Origin of the sequence: Acinetobacter minutum (assembly GCF_035916735.1) — a bacterium.
GTDB lineage: Bacteria > Pseudomonadota > Gammaproteobacteria > Pseudomonadales > Moraxellaceae > Acinetobacter.
This window is the reverse complement of sequence record NZ_JAQIHG010000027.1, coordinates 1-14454: the sequence shown is the minus strand read 5'-3', so window position 1 is coordinate 14454 and position 14454 is coordinate 1. Positions and strand designations below refer to the sequence as shown.

Genomic DNA, 14454 nt, shown 5'->3' with positions numbered 1-14454 from the left:
GCCATTCTCATGTCACTGCTGCGCCGTTGGTTTGATCCAATTCGATCGAGCTGGTTTTACCAGAAACCGTCTCGACAGGAGGTGCTTTCGACCGAGAAGGGGTTGAGTATCTATTTACGTCTGGATGATGTTTATAGTTATCTGGCCGTACAGACCCTAGCGCAGCTGGACGAAATCCTGAGCGATGAGTTAAAACCGCTGAAGATTGTTATTTCTAGCTATGCACCTGAGCCACCCAATGGCATGAGTACGGCCGAGTGGCAAAGCTATTGCTATAACGATGCCAAAATTCTGGCCAAGCAGCATCGATTTGGTTTTGATGAATTTCCGGAAACACCCAAACAAGAAGCGCTGGAGCAAGCGACGGTTATTCTGAAAAACACACCCTTACGCGGGCAAAATTTTCTGTATCTGTTAGAAGATGTCTTTCATATGCTGTGGCAGCAGCAATATGGCAAGCTGAAAACCCTGTATCAAATGGCCAGCCAGCATCACACGCCACAAGATATTCCGGAACGGGTGTTTAATCAGATGCCTGTTCTGGTGAGTTATTACGAGTTTGGTGAACGCCAATACCATGCGGTTGATGATTTGCTACGTTTGACCCGGCGTTTAAAACAGCAGCATTTGCTGACGGGTAACCCGATTTTTCTGATCAATCATATTGAATGGCGCGAGCATCTGATTAACGATGCCGAAGCACTCACCGAGATTCAGTCACTGCACCCTGAACTCGACCTGTTTATTGCACTGGAAGATCCGATCAGCTGGCTGTTATTGGCCTATATCAAGGAAGAACTGGCGGATTACTATAATATCCAATTGAATCTTTATCCGATTGGTTATCATCGCCGTGACTTTTTTGACTGGAGTCTGGCCACCCGTTTATCGAAACGGACTGAAGTGGCATTTACCCCATTCTGCCGCCCCACCCAGGAGGCGGCGCTGAATATGGCTCACTTGTTCTATAGCGTACCGCAAGAGCAACAGTTGGAAGGCATGTATGAAATCCTGAAAGCGGTCTGGACCAAAGGTAAGGATTTTTCCTTTAAGGCCCATTTGCAGCAGATGCAGCAGGCTTTGGGAATTGAACAGCTGGCCGAGGTGGATGTAGTCAGCATGTTGCAGCAGAATGACGCGTTGTGCACAGCCAAACATCAGCCGGGTTTTCCGGTGCTGGAATTACGCATTGATGGACAAAGCTATGTGTTTAACAGCTTATACCGGATCTGGATGGTTGAAAGCATTTTTAGTAACGTACTGGAAGACCGCTACAAACAGCAGGAAACTGAATAATTCCATAAAAAAAGCAGCCCTCAAGGCTGCTCAATACATGACATAAACACTCAATTGCTAGGATCTTTTAGGCTAAATAACCAGTTCAGCAGAATTGCGGCAAAAGTCGCGGTTCCGATGCCGCCTAGATTGAAACTGCCCAAGGTCAATTCAAAATTTCCCGCGCCCAAAATCACGGTCACTGCAGCAACAATCAGGTTTTTGTTGTTGGAAAAATCCACTTTGTGTTCAATCCAGATTTTGGCACCAGCGATGGTAATCAACCCAAACACCACAATTGAAGCCCCGGTGAGAACCGCGCTCGGAATGGTACTGATGATGGCACCAAATTTCGGTGACAAACCGAGAAAGATGGCAAAAATACCGGCAATCACAAAAATAATGGTGGAATACACGCGGGTGACTGCCATTACCCCAATATTTTCACCATAGGTGGTCATACCCGGTGCGCCTACGCTACCTGAGAGCGTGGTGGCTAGGCCATCTGCGACAAAGGCCTTACCGAGTTGTGGGGTGAGATTTTCACCAGTCATGGCACCTACCGCTTTGATATGCCCGAGGTTTTCTGCGACCAGAATCAGGGCGACTGGGGCAATAATCAGCATGGCATTCAGTTCAAAACGAGGACTGGAGAAAGTAGGCAAGCCAAACCACGCTGCCTGAGCCACTGCTGAAAAATCGATGGCTTTACCGAAGCCTAAGCCATTGGTCAGTAGCGCATAAAGCGCATAAGCCAATAACAAGCCGACTAGTAACAGTAGCCGCTGTAGCAGGCCCCGGCTAAACACGGCAATCAGTCCCATACAGAGTACAGTCAGGAGGGCCATCCCCATTTCGAATGATTGCCCTGCAACGCCTTTGACCGTAACCGGTGCCAGATTCAGACCAATAATCATCACCACCGCGCCTGTTACGACAGGAGGCATCAGTTTTTCAATCCAGCGTGTCCCGGTGAGCATCACCATAAAGCCAATCAGGGCATACAGCACTCCACAGGCCACAATACCGCCTAAGGCAACTGACAAATTCGGATTGGCACCGGAACCGGTAATGTGCCCGGTCGCTGCCGCGACAACCCCAATAAAGGCAAAACTCGAACCGAGATAGCTGGGAACACGTCCGCCTGTCAGGATGAAAAACAGCAGGGTACAGATCCCAGACATCAGAATTGCCAGATTTGGGTTAAATCCCATTAATAGAGGGGCTAAAACTGTAGCACCGAACATGGCAAATGCATGCTGAATGCCCAGTACCAAACTTTGCAAGGGGGGGAGGTATTCATTGGTTGAAACCGGCCGCTGCTCCATGTGGCCATCATAAGGACGCCATTTGGGAAACCAATTGGACATAAAATGAACTCGTTAAGTATCAATTCGGCACATCATACCTGTTCTTGCATCAAGATTTAATTGACCGAAGTGCCATGCTGTTGAGTCAAAAGCTTGATTTAATTTTATATTTATACCAAATGGTAAAATTGTTATGCGATTTTAGCTAAACATAACTGTATCAATTTATTGTGCATTTTTTCTTGAAGATCAGCAGAGAAATCTGCCAATTCCTGTTAAATATAGATGGATTGATAAGAATAAAAAAACGATATAATTTTTTGATGGATTAAAAATTAATCATAATTGATTTTTAAATATAGACCATTTGGTCAATAAAAAGCGGTGCCACCTCAGGCAGCACCGCCTCGGGATCAGATTTTAACCCGTATTACGTAAACCTGCGGCAATACCGGCAATCGTGACCATCAACGCATGATCCACTGGCGTATGTTCGGCATTGCGCTCGGCCAGATAAATTCGGCGGCGTTTCATCAACTCGGCCTGTAACAGATGTAAAGGCAGCAGGTAGGTTTTACGCACCCGCATGGATTGATCCAGAACCTCATTTTGACTCAGCAATTTGGATTCCCCTTTGATGGTCAAGAGCGTCTGTACCGCATCATGTAGACGTCGGCGCAGTTCGGCACCTAAAGTTTTTAGGTCTTCATCATCCGTCAGTTGTGATTCGTAATACAGTGCGATATTGCTATCCGCTTTGGACAAGACCATTTCCAGCATATCAATCAAGGTCTGGAAATACGGCCAAGCCTGCAGCATTTCATCCAGTACCGCATGCTGACCTTCAGCAAGTACCTGATTGATCGCTGCACCTGTCCCGAGCCATGCCGGTAACATCAGACGAATCTGTGTCCAGGCGAATACCCATGGAATCGCACGTAAGGACTCGATGCCACCGCTGACTTTGCGTTTTGCCGGACGTGAGCCCAAAGGTAGCATTTGCAGTTCAAGCTCCGGTGTTACGGTACGCAGGTACTGCACAAAATGTGGATTTTCCCGCACTGTTTGACGGTAAACTCCTACTGAGCATTCGGTCATCTGGTGCATCAGTTCACGCCATTCCGGTTTAGGTTCAGGCGGAGGTAACAGCGTCGCTTCCAGGGTAGCGGCAGTGTAAACTTCCAGATTTTGCAAAGCGATGCCTTCCAGACCAAACTTAAAGCGGATCATTTCGCCCTGTTCCGTCACCCGGATTGCACCAGAAATGGAACCTGGCGGTTGTGAGAACAAGGCTTGCTGGGTTGGTGCACCGCCACGGCTAATCGAACCGCCACGGCCGTGGAAAAGGGTGAGCTGGATGCCATGCTGTTGAGCGACTGCGGTCAGTTCTTCCTGTGCGCGATACTGTGCCCAGTTGGCGGACATAAATCCGGCGTCCTTGGCGGAGTCGGAATAACCGATCATCACCTCATGTTTGCCCTGAATATGCTGTTTGTACCAGTGCATACTGAATAGGGTTTGCATGGTTTGTGCTGCGCCGTCTAGGTCTTTCAAGGTTTCAAACAGTGGAACCACACGTAAGGGTTGTTTGATGCCCGCTTCTTTTTGCAATAACAGCACGGCCAAAACATCACTTGGATATTCCGCCATGGAAATAATATAAGCCCCCAAGCATTCTGCCGGCTGTTCGGCCAGGGTGCGCATGGTTGCGAAAACCTCTTTGACATCAGGATGCTCAATCAGGCTGTCTTGTGGTTCATTCAGATATTTTGGCAATAATGGACGTTTGCTTTGCAGTTCCTGCAGCAGGAAATTCTGGCGTGCCTGCTCGGTCCAGGTCTCAAAATTACCCAAGCCCAGATATTCGGTAATCGCTGAAATGGCCTGACGATGGCGTCCGGATTCCTGACGAATATCCAGTTTTAACAGTTCAATCCCGAAGCAGTTGACCCGGTGAATAAAGTCCAGCAGTTTGCCATTGGCAATTTCAGGTAAATTACAGGCCAGCAGTGAGCGATAGCAGAGCAGCAGCGGTTCGAGCAGTTCCTGTTTGCTGTGAATCACCCCTTCATCATCACTGTCTATGCCTTGCAGTTTTTGCGCCAGCCATTGGCGTGTCGCTTTCAGGCGTTCACGCGTGGCACGCAGATAGGCACGGTAAGGTTCTGGATGTTCACCTCCCAAAGCCTGGATCAGTTCATTCGAACAGCTTTGGATCGACAGTTCCCAGCGTAAATCTTCAATGTCACGCAGATACAGCTCAGCGGCTTGCCAGCGGGATAACCAGAGCACTTCTTGCGTCACCTTATGGGTGACATTCGGGTTGCCATCCCGGTCACCGCCCATCCAGGAGGCGAAACGGATCGGTGCGACGGCTAACGGCAGTGAACGACCACAATGCTGTTCCACCAGTTCATTCAGTTCACGCACAAATTTGGGAACGGTATTCCACAGGGTTTGTTCGATGGTGGTAAATCCCCATTTCGCCTCATCGATCGGTGTCGGGCGGTTTTGGCGGATTTCATCGGTTTGCCAGGCGGAGCAGACTAGCTGTTTCAGTTCATTCAACACGTCCTGACGCTGTTTTGGGGTCAGTTTCTGCTGGTCAAATTTACTCAGGCATTCATTAATATCATCATATTTTTGAATCAGGGTGCGGCGGCTGACTTCAGTCGGGTGGGCGGTCAGCACCAATTCAATCTTCAGCTCACAAATTTGCTGAAAAAGGGTATCTGCTGAAATCTCGTTGGCTTTAAATTTGGCAAACAGATGATCCAGTGGATTCGGTGAAGGTGCATCCGGGTCAAATTCACTTTGTCGGCGGCTACGCACCACATGGTACTGTTCGGCAATGTTGGCAAAATTCAGGAAGTGGGTAAATGCCCGTGCCAAAGGTAGAATTTCATCATCTTCTAAAGTCAGGAACAGTTGTTCGAGTTGCTTTTCTGCTTCAACCTGACCATCACGTGCACCTTTCGCCAAGGCACGTATCTGCTCAACCTGATTAAACAAATCGTGTCCGGCGTGCTGTTTTAAGGTTTCACCGAGTAAATTTCCAAGTAAGCGTACGTCCTCACGCAGTGGAGCATCAATTTGTTGAATCATGTTTTTTGTCTCCTGTTGTTCTTGTTTCGAATATAACGCGATTCCGTGACATTCCAAGTCTTCACATGTTTATTCTCTAAGCATTTATCATGTTTTTTTCGCAGATCACAGCAAAAAGAGCAGCTGATGGTTGATACGGCAACCAGAAGTTTAGGCTGATCGATAAAAAGAACTGTTCAGGCTGTGAAAAGCATCTAGCAATACTGATATTTTCTGTACAATAAAAGTGCAAATTATTTGAAGTGTTAAGCAGTTCTCGTTTTGATTGAAGACAGCTTTGCTGCGCCAAGTGACTAGTGTCAGAATGTATTCATAAGGCGTAATTTTTTTACGAATATGACGTGCGAAAGATAGAAAATTTCAATATAGTAGCGCCCTATCTTTTAAACAAAATAAACACAGTATTTTCGTTGCACAACCTCAAAAAAGAATGCAATGGATGAGGTCACACACATGGGGCAAGACAATCTAGAGCTGCACCGTCGTTATATTACGATTTCCTATGTCTTCATGTTTCTCACGCTACTGACGCTGGTCTTTGGCATCGCAGCGTACTGGTTCGCGCGTAAGGTTGTACAGGTCGAACAGACGGAAGTCTGGCTGCAAGCCCATGCTTTATGGATTATGCGTAATATCGTCCTGTTTCTGATTTTAGCTGCGTTCTCCGCATTATGGTTTATTCCGCTCATTTTCTTTTATTGGGACAGCCAGCTTTGGGTGACCGCTTGTATGGTAGCTGGAGTGGTATTTTCGGGGATTGCCTGGCTCTATCTGTTCAATGCCTGGATTAAAGGATTATCCCGATATATTAAACACAAGGCAGTTTTCTAAGACGCTGAAAAAAATCCAGCTTCGCCCTTGTAAAACTGGGTATTACCCCCAATCTACAGCACAGTTAAGTTATTCCCGAATTCCGTGAGGAGCATCGCCAGTCATGGCTAAACGTGATTATTATGAGGTTTTAGGCGTTTCGAAAACCGCAAGTGATGATGAAATCAAAAAAGCCTACCGTAAGTTGGCGATGAAATATCATCCAGACCGTAATCCTGACAATCCTGAAGCTGAAGAAAAATTCAAAGAAGCCTCTGAAGCCTACGAAGTTCTATCCGACAGTGAAAAACGCAGCATGTATGACCGTATGGGTCACAATGCGTTTGAAGGTGGCTTTGGTGGCGGTGGTGGTGGCGGTTTCGGTGGTTTTAGCGCCGAAGACATCTTTAGCCAGTTTGGTGACATTTTCGGTGGTGCGTTTGGCGGTGGTGGTGGACGCCAGCAACGCCAGCGTCGCGGTTCTGACCTGCGTTATGTAATGGAACTCACCCTGGAAGAAGCCGTAAAAGGCGTGAAAAAAACCATTACCTTCACGGCACCTGCACCATGTGAAGCGTGTGATGGTAAGGGTTCAAAAAATCCGAATGATGTCGAGACCTGCCCAACCTGTCATGGTGCCGGTCAAGTGCGCATGCAGCAAGGCTTCTTCTCGGTACAGCAAACCTGTGGAACTTGCCGTGGCCAAGGCCAAATCATCAAGAACCCATGTGGCAGCTGTCATGGTTCAGGTGTTGCTGATCGTCAGCAAACGCTTGAAGTCACGATTCCAGCCGGTGTAGATAATGGTGACCGCGTACGTTTGAGCGGTAAAGGCGAAGCGATCCGTGATGGTCAATCCGGTGATTTGTACGTTGAAGTTGTGGTACGCGAGCATGAAGTGTTCCAGCGTGATGGTGCTGATCTGTATATGGACGTGCCGATTACGATTGCGGATGCGGCTTTGGGTAAAGAAATTGAAATTCCAACCTTAGATGGTCGTGTCAGCCTGAAAATTCCGGAAGGCACACAAACGGGTAAACTGTTCCGTCTACGGGGCAAAGGGGTGCGTCCGGTACGTAGCAGTATGGTAGGCGATCTGCTTTGCCGTATTGTGGTGGAAACGCCAGTGAATCTGACCAGTCGTCAGCGTGAATTGCTCAAAGAGTTACAAGCGACCCTGGATGGTGATGACAACAAATCATCCCCAAAGAAAAAGTCGTTCTTTGACCGTCTTTTTGACTAAGTCCCGCGAAGATGCAATAAAAAAAGGGAGTCTGTAAATTACAGATTCCCTTTTTTATCTACTGCACTTTTTGAAGATCGAGACGAACGTTCTGTTGGGGGCGTTCTAAATGTTCTATGACAGCATTGGCTTAAGCGGGTTGCGCAGGATCGATATCTTCAACATTAACCATTTCTTCAGCCGGAGCTGCAGGTGCTGTTTCAGCAGCAGCTTGGGCAGGCTGTTGCACTGCTTTCTTTTCAGTTGCAGATGTTTCTACTTTACTGTTTGCTTTAGGTGTTGCTGTTTCTTCGACGATGATGCTGTCAATATCATCCACGCTGACCGGAAGATCTTCTGCTGCTACTTTGATTTGACCCGCTGCAACAAGTTGCTTAATTGAACCTGGTTGACCATTGACCGTGGTGTTGACGCGTACTTTTGCTAGGCTCTCTAAAGTTTCACCCGGTTGAACAGCTGGCTCGGCAAAGGTGGCAAAGCTGGTGAATCCTAAAATAACGGCTAAAGCGATTTTTTTCGAATGCATTCCTGAACTCCTTATAATTCGTGTTGTTTTCATTCGTGGCTTAGTGTGCGCAGGAATGTTTTAACTTTTGTGAAAAAGTTGTGTCATTGACAGGTTTTTTTACGGTTTTTTAGATGGAAAACAGTGCTGTGTCCGTGATGGATGAACTGCAGCCTGCATTCATCCGAAGCAGAAGCGACCCAAGCTAAAAACTGCCGAATGACGGCTTTTTTTCTGTTGAAGTTTTAGCGACAGGAGAGAGTTTTGATATAGTAGACAGAATTTGAAAATTGAGTTTAGGAAAATATTATGTCAGCAACTCCACGCATCGGTGTATTGGGCGCAGGCGGCCGTATGGGACGTATCCTGATTCAGGCCGTGCAACAGGCAGGTTATCAATTGGCTGCTGCGGTTGAACGTCCTGAGAGTTCTTTACTGGGTGCTGATGCCGGTGAGCTGGCAGGAATCGGCGCCATTGGCGTGAAGGTGGTCGGTAATCTGAAAGATGTGCTACAGGACTGTGATGTCGTGATTGACTTTACTGCACCTGCTGCAACCGAACAGCATTTGAAATTATGCCGGGAAGCCGGTGTGGCGATGGTGATTGGTACCACTGGCATGAACGACGAACAAAAAGCCGTGCTGGATGAAAGCGCGACACAAACGCCGGTGGTCTATGCAGCAAACTACTCTGTAGGCGTGAATGTATCGATCAAACTGCTTGAACTGGCAGCAAAAGTATTTGGTGATACGGTTGATATCGAGATTATTGAAGCGCATCACCGTCATAAAGTGGATGCGCCATCAGGTACTGCTTTGATGATGGGTGAAGCGGTTGCCGATACTTTGGGTCGTAATCTGAAAGAAGTTGCAGTGTATGGCCGTGAAGGTTATACCGGACCACGTGACCGTCAAACCATCGGTTTTGAAACCATTCGCGGTGGCGATATCGTGGGTGAACATACCGTGATGTTTATTGGTGAAGGTGAGCGTGTTGAAGTGACGCATAAAGCGACCAACCGTATGAACTTTGCTGCAGGTGCGGTACGTGCTGCTGCTTGGGTGGTCGGCCGTGAAGCACGTAAATACGATATGAAAGATGTATTAGGTTTTAACGACATTGAAGTCTAATGATTTCAGTCTCGTAGTAAGCAAATGGCCAGGTTGAACCTGGCCATTTTCATATCAATCAGTGCTTTTAAAAGTCTGCTTTTAGCACAATGCGATAACGTGCTTTGCCGGAATGCAAACGTTCAATGGCTGCATTGACCTGGGACATCGGAAAGACTTCAACCTGTGGCGCAATGTTTTTCCGCGCGGCAAATTTAAGTAACTGGCGTAAGGTTGCCGGGGAGCCTGTTGCAGAACCGGTAATGGATTTAGAACCACTAATTAAACTGCCCGCAGAAACAGGAATTGGCTCCAAGGTCAGACCCAACAAATGCGCCGTGCCATTCGGCGCCAGCGTACTCAGATAGGCCGGCCAGTCCAGCGTGACATTAACGGTGCTGAGTAACAGGTCAAATTTACCGCGTTGGCTTTTCAGTGCCTCTGAATCACGGCTATTCACCACATGATCTGCGCCCATGGCTTTGAGCTCGTCGGTTTTATCCAAGCTCGAGGTAAAAGCGGTAATTTCACAGCCCCAGGCTTTGAGTAATTTAATCGCGATATGCCCGAGGCCACCAATCCCGATGACACCGACATGGTGTACTGCTTGGATACCATGTTTGATCATCGGATTAAAAACCGTGATACCGCCGCATAATAACGGCCCCGCACTTTCTGGATCCAGATCCTCAGGAAGTGGAATGACCCATTGCCAACCGGCACGAACTTTATCGGCGAAACCACCAGCATGGTCAACGATAGTAGCCACCCGTTCCCCAGTACACTGTACAGCCTGACCTGCGATACAGAAATCACAGTACTGACAGCTTTCAGCTGTCCAGCCAATCCCGACCCGTTGTCCAATTTTCAGGCCTTTGGCTTCTGTACCTAGACGGCGGATGCGACCAATAATTTCATGACCCGGGATGACTGGATACACGGAAGAGCGCCAGTCATTGTTGATGATGGAAATATCGGAATGGCACAGGCCGCAGTATTCGACATCCACTTCGACCTGATGTGGCTGTAATTCTCCTGCATCGAATTGGTAAGGCACCAGTGCTTCACCGGCCTGCATGGCTGCATAGGCCTGAATGAGATTTTCGCTCATGCGTACTCCCTTATAGATTGCATTGTTCCGGTTGAGATTTAAATGAACAGTGATTTTCGTGATCATCCACCATCCCTACAGCCTGCATAAAGGCATAACAGATGGTGGGCCCCACGAACTTGAAACCGTATTGTTTCAGCGCTTTAGACATACGCTGACTTGCCTCTGTCTGTGCAGGGGCTTGCCGATAATCTGTAATGCAATGGATAGGGCGAGGGGAAGGCGTAAAACGCCATAACCAGGCCACGATATCCTGTTCTTGTTGTTGTAAAGTTTGCCAGGCGCAGGCATTGTCACGGATGGCCTGCAGTTTGCCCAGATGTCGAATTAATCCGGCGTCTTGACATTTCAGCTGTAATTCAGCATCGGTGAATGCAGCGATTTGTGCAATAGGATATTGAAAAAAATGTTCGCGATACGCCGGGCGTTTTTTCAGTACAGTCAACCAGGATAAACCGGCTTGTTGCCCCTCCAGGCAGAGCATCTCAAACAGCTGTGCTGCATCATATACAGGCCGACCCCATTCCTGGTCATGGTAGGCCACATACAATGCATTTGTACCGCACCAACCACAACGCTGCAGGCTCATAGCGTGATCCTGAATTTAGAGCTGAAAGGGAACCCACTGATCTTGCTGGTTGTCCCAATAGGACAATTCAGCCTGTTGCAGGTCGCTAAAATTTAACCAGAAGTCCTTGCCAGATTTGTCCGCAAAGCCGGTGCTGATCAGCAGGGCATCTTCATTAATTTCCATGATCCAGCCCTGATAACTTTGACCGTTATAGATGATCTTTTGTTGATTGCCAGATTCTGCGAATTCAACCAGACGATGGAGAAGGGCTTCAGACATGAAAATTTCCTAACGTAAATAAGGGAAAGGGTTGACTGCACCGCGACCTTTGCCCTGAAGATAAATTGCGTAATGCAAATGGCTCGCAGTATGGCGTGCGTTACCGCTGTTACCCACATAGCCGAGCAGGTCACCCGCTTCGACATAATCACCGACTTTCAGGCCACGTTTATGCTCATCCAGGTGGGCATAATAATGCCATGAACCGGCGGGGCCGAGAATCCAGACCACCAGACCACCCAAGCTGTTATCGCGCAGGTCAGCGACCAGACCCGAGGTGGTGCTATACACTTTTGTTCCACGTGGAGCCATGATGTCGATGCCTTCATGCAAACGACCGTTGCTGCGCGAGGCTCCCCAGGTGTCCTGCAGTTGGCGGTTTTTCACTTTAGACACGGGAACTGGCAGCTGTTCCGGCAAAGGCGTCATATAGAGCTGTGCGACCATGGCGGACGGTAAAACGACAGGCTTTTGGGGTGTTGATGTACAGGCCGCAATCAGGGTTAAAGCTAAACCCAACACGCTATATTGAATGAAACGCAACACGAACCATCCTTGCTGTGACATCGACCCAGCGAAGCTATCAAGATGTTTCGACTATGTCATAAATCGACTGCCGAGATCAATTTTTTCATTGCTGTCGGGATGCCCAGATTCATAGCTTGTGCCGGACTTAACCATTCTCCACCGAGTTCGGCGATGAGATGTTCTTTTTGATCGCCAGCCACCGTAAAACAGTGAGCGTCCAACAACCATGTGAAATGAGTGAAACTGTGGGAAATCTGGATGGAAGGGGGCTGACTGCTTAGCCGAAAACTCTGCTGTTGCTGGATAAATGTCGTGGCATCCTCAAAAATTGGCAGACACCAGAGGCCTCCCCACAAACCGCTGAGTGGACGTTGCTGCCATAGCCACTCACCCTCACAATGCAGCAGCATGACCTGCGCTGATTTTATCGGGACCGGCTTTTTGGTTTTTTTAAAAGGCAGTTCGCTCTCTAAGCCCTGTTGATGTGCCTGACAATGATTCTGCATCGGACAATACAAGCATAATGGCTTTTTCGGCGTACAGATGGTGGCACCGAGATCCATAATCGCCTGGGTATAGTCATGATTGCGCTCAACCGGACATAAGTTTTCAGCACGTTGCCATAACGCACGCTCATGTACAGGTTTCGACAAGTCATCTTCAATCGCGAAGAATCGTGCCAGTACCCGTTTCACATTGCCATCCAGAATCACGCCATATTGACGTAACCCCAGTGACATCAATGCCCCTGCGGTTGAGCGGCCAATACCGGGCAAAGCCATCCATTCTTCGAGCGTATCGGGAAATGTACCAGCACGGCTGACGATGCCGGCAGCTTTGTGCAGATTACGTGCGCGTGCGTAATACCCTAAACCGGCCCAGTAGGGTGCAACATCATCCCAGCTGGCTTGTCCCAGTGCTTCTACATCAGGGAAACGCTGCACGAAACGGTCGAAGTATTGCAGTACAGTTTTGACCTGGGTTTGCTGTAACATGATTTCTGAAACCCAGACTTTATAAGGATCATCAGCGAGCTGCCAAGGCAAGTCATGGCGGCCATACTGATCAAACCAGGCCAGCAATGCATCGGAAAAAGAAAAGGGAGTGCTCATGTCAAACGCGTACCAAAATGAGCGTGACATGATACACCAAAGCAGGTTGGACAGGATGCCAAAATCAGCAGCTGGCAGAAGGTAGTGCTGAAATCTGCTCCCGTAGGGCAGCCACTTTAGTGACCGCTGATAATACCCCAGCGTTCATCCAGTTTTAGAGTTTGATCTTTATAACGCGGGATGATGTGGATATGCAGATGTTCTGAGCTGTCCCCAAAAACCGAGCCATCATTAAAGCCGATATGGAAGCCTTCCGGATGATGGCGTATTTGAAGTTCGTTGCGTGCCAGTTCTAGTAAGGTCACCAGACTTTTACGTTCTTTGTCGGTGATATCAAAAAATGAACTGACGTGACGCAAGGGAACAATCACGCAATGGCCCTTAGACAGTGGTTTAAATTCCGGAATGATCGCGCCGTATTCATTTTGTGCGATAACTTCGTAATCATCAATATTGCAATATGGGCAGTTGGTTTCAGTCATTGTTTTGTCCTCATTCTCATTTTGTTGTTGTCATTTTCTGTTGTAGATGGCAAAGCACCACGGTCATGATGCTTTGCAAAAGATAGGCTTAACCCAGTTGACGTGCTAATAATTCATACATGGCGTCGAGAGACTGGCGTTCGGCTTCGGCATTGTAACCCAAGTCAACGCCGTTAGCTTTGGCGCGTTCGTCGGCCAGTGGATTACTAAAGCTATGTTTAGCTCCTTCAAGCACAATCACTTCATGTTCAACTTCTGCCGCATGCATTTCGGCTTTAAAGGCAGCCACATCATCGAGTGTTACCATGCTGTCCAGCTCACCATGCAAGACTAAAATCTCGGCCTGAACCTGGCCTTTTTCTGCTGGAGCTTTGGGAGTCAAATTGCCATGGAAAGTGGCGACGGCTTTTAGCGCAGCACCTGAACGTGCGAGATCTAAAACTACTTTACCGCCATAACAGAAACCGATAGCTGCCAGTTTATCGGCATTCACTTCTGGCTGGCCAGCTAATGTATTTAAACCGGCTGATGCACGCGTCACGATGGTGTCTGCATCCTGAAACGTCTGCATCATCCATTCATTGGCCTGGCTTGCAGTGGTCGTTACTTTTTTATCGCCATACATGTCGATGGCCAGGGCGGCATAACCGTGTTCTGCCAGTTCACGCGCACGCTGTTCCGTATATTCATTGCGTCCCCACCATTCTGGTGCAACCAGTACCCCCGCAACTGCTGTCTCACTCTCAGGTGCAGCGAAATAACCAATCAGTGTGCTACCGTCTGCTGCTGTGTAGTGAATTTCACGGGTTTTGATGGCTACAGTCATCTGTTAAATCCTTGTATACATAAGTGAATCTGTTGATTAAAGCATAAAAAGATTTCAGCGAAATCACCTTGAATGTAACTGAAGCAAATAAATGTGAGAAATTATTTTTAATTAGGGTGTGTTGACATTTTTAGCTTAAAAAAATAGCGAAGTAGTAAAATCAAATCGCCAAACCCAATTTCACTAT

General features: G+C 47.9%; 13 protein-coding genes and 1 pseudogene. 4 read left to right on the top strand and 10 right to left on the bottom strand.

What is annotated here, in order from left to right:
* Positions 1-9 precede the first annotated feature (9 nt).
* Positions 10-1296 (top strand): hypothetical protein, encoded by a 1287-nt coding sequence (locus tag PAE54_RS10325; protein ID WP_273777899.1) that lies wholly within the window; start codon positions 10-12, stop codon positions 1294-1296.
* 50 nt (positions 1297-1346) lie between these two features.
* Here the strand turns inward: PAE54_RS10325 and PAE54_RS10320 are convergent, their stop codons facing one another.
* Positions 1347-2645 (bottom strand): solute carrier family 23 protein, encoded by a 1299-nt coding sequence (locus PAE54_RS10320; RefSeq protein ID WP_326519373.1) that lies wholly within the window; start codon positions 2643-2645, stop codon positions 1347-1349.
* 360 nt (positions 2646-3005) lie between these two features.
* Positions 3006-5690 carry a phosphoenolpyruvate carboxylase gene (gene ppc, locus PAE54_RS10315; RefSeq protein ID WP_273777901.1) on the bottom strand — a complete coding sequence of 895 codons (2685 nt, stop codon included), beginning with the start codon at positions 5688-5690 and terminating at the stop codon, positions 3006-3008.
* 453 nt (positions 5691-6143) lie between these two features.
* On the opposite strand from ppc, the gene PAE54_RS10310 reads away from it, so the two are divergent.
* Both PAE54_RS10310 and dnaJ read left to right on the top strand, forming a co-directional pair.
* Positions 6144-6521 (top strand): hypothetical protein, encoded by a 378-nt coding sequence (locus tag PAE54_RS10310; protein ID WP_326519372.1) that lies wholly within the window; start codon positions 6144-6146, stop codon positions 6519-6521.
* Between the two features lie 103 nt (positions 6522-6624).
* Positions 6625-7743, top strand: a complete 1119-nt coding sequence (dnaJ, locus tag PAE54_RS10305) for a molecular chaperone DnaJ (protein WP_273777904.1) — start codon at positions 6625-6627, stop codon at positions 7741-7743.
* 130 nt (positions 7744-7873) lie between these two features.
* Here the strand turns inward: dnaJ and PAE54_RS10300 are convergent, their stop codons facing one another.
* Positions 7874-8269, bottom strand: coding sequence for a hypothetical protein (locus PAE54_RS10300; RefSeq protein ID WP_326519371.1), 396 nt, complete (start codon positions 8267-8269; stop codon positions 7874-7876).
* A 288-nt stretch (positions 8270-8557) separates the two neighbouring features.
* Between PAE54_RS10300 and dapB the strand changes: the two genes are divergently transcribed.
* Positions 8558-9379, top strand: a complete 822-nt coding sequence (gene dapB / locus PAE54_RS10295) for a 4-hydroxy-tetrahydrodipicolinate reductase (RefSeq protein ID WP_273777906.1) — start codon at positions 8558-8560, stop codon at positions 9377-9379.
* Positions 9380-9446: 67 nt separating this feature from the next.
* On the opposite strand, the gene ahr is transcribed toward dapB, so the two are convergent.
* From ahr to PAE54_RS10260, 7 genes and pseudogenes are all read right to left on the bottom strand, one after another.
* Complete coding sequence (gene ahr, locus PAE54_RS10290; protein ID WP_326519370.1) at positions 9447-10469, bottom strand: NADPH-dependent aldehyde reductase Ahr; 1023 nt, start codon at positions 10467-10469, stop codon at positions 9447-9449.
* Between the two features lie 10 nt (positions 10470-10479).
* Positions 10480-11058 carry a DNA-3-methyladenine glycosylase I gene (locus PAE54_RS10285; RefSeq protein ID WP_273777909.1) on the bottom strand — a complete coding sequence of 193 codons (579 nt, stop codon included), beginning with the start codon at positions 11056-11058 and terminating at the stop codon, positions 10480-10482.
* Between the two features lie 15 nt (positions 11059-11073).
* Entirely contained in the window at positions 11074-11319 is a 246-nt protein-coding gene (locus PAE54_RS10280) for a hypothetical protein (RefSeq protein WP_273777910.1), read from the bottom strand.
* Positions 11320-11328: 9 nt separating this feature from the next.
* On the bottom strand, positions 11329-11865 hold the full coding sequence (locus PAE54_RS10275; RefSeq protein ID WP_326519369.1) for a M23 family metallopeptidase: 537 nt from the start codon (positions 11863-11865) through the stop codon (positions 11329-11331).
* 56 nt (positions 11866-11921) lie between these two features.
* A complete protein-coding gene (gene mutY, locus PAE54_RS10270) occupies positions 11922-12959 on the bottom strand; it encodes an A/G-specific adenine glycosylase (RefSeq protein WP_273777912.1) in 1038 nt (345 codons plus the stop codon).
* Positions 12960-13075: 116 nt separating this feature from the next.
* Positions 13076-13447, bottom strand: a pseudogene (locus PAE54_RS10265) (HIT family protein); the annotation flags it as partial.
* An 82-nt stretch (positions 13448-13529) separates the two neighbouring features.
* A complete protein-coding gene (locus PAE54_RS10260) occupies positions 13530-14267 on the bottom strand; it encodes a dienelactone hydrolase family protein (protein WP_326519368.1) in 738 nt (245 codons plus the stop codon).
* Between the last annotated feature and the right edge of the window lie 187 nt (positions 14268-14454).

What these genes read in the sequence shown, in the direction of transcription:
- PAE54_RS10310 (WP_326519372.1), top strand. Translation starts at nt 6,144, where the DNA reads ATGGGGCAAGACAATCTAGAGCTGCACCGTCGTTATATTACGATTTCC.
- PAE54_RS10280 (WP_273777910.1), bottom strand. Translation starts at nt 11,319, where the DNA reads ATGTCTGAAGCCCTTCTCCATCGTCTGGTTGAATTCGCAGAATCTGGC.
- mutY (WP_273777912.1), bottom strand. Translation starts at nt 12,959, where the DNA reads ATGAGCACTCCCTTTTCTTTTTCCGATGCATTGCTGGCCTGGTTTGAT.
- ppc (WP_273777901.1), bottom strand. Translation starts at nt 5,690, where the DNA reads ATGATTCAACAAATTGATGCTCCACTGCGTGAGGACGTACGCTTACTT.
- PAE54_RS10325 (WP_273777899.1), top strand. Translation starts at nt 10, where the DNA reads ATGTCACTGCTGCGCCGTTGGTTTGATCCAATTCGATCGAGCTGGTTT.
- PAE54_RS10260 (WP_326519368.1), bottom strand. Translation starts at nt 14,267, where the DNA reads ATGACTGTAGCCATCAAAACCCGTGAAATTCACTACACAGCAGCAGAC.
- dnaJ (WP_273777904.1), top strand. Translation starts at nt 6,625, where the DNA reads ATGGCTAAACGTGATTATTATGAGGTTTTAGGCGTTTCGAAAACCGCA.
- PAE54_RS10285 (WP_273777909.1), bottom strand. Translation starts at nt 11,058, where the DNA reads ATGAGCCTGCAGCGTTGTGGTTGGTGCGGTACAAATGCATTGTATGTG.
- PAE54_RS10320 (WP_326519373.1), bottom strand. Translation starts at nt 2,645, where the DNA reads ATGTCCAATTGGTTTCCCAAATGGCGTCCTTATGATGGCCACATGGAG.
- dapB (WP_273777906.1), top strand. Translation starts at nt 8,558, where the DNA reads ATGTCAGCAACTCCACGCATCGGTGTATTGGGCGCAGGCGGCCGTATG.
- ahr (WP_326519370.1), bottom strand. Translation starts at nt 10,469, where the DNA reads ATGAGCGAAAATCTCATTCAGGCCTATGCAGCCATGCAGGCCGGTGAA.
- PAE54_RS10300 (WP_326519371.1), bottom strand. Translation starts at nt 8,269, where the DNA reads ATGCATTCGAAAAAAATCGCTTTAGCCGTTATTTTAGGATTCACCAGC.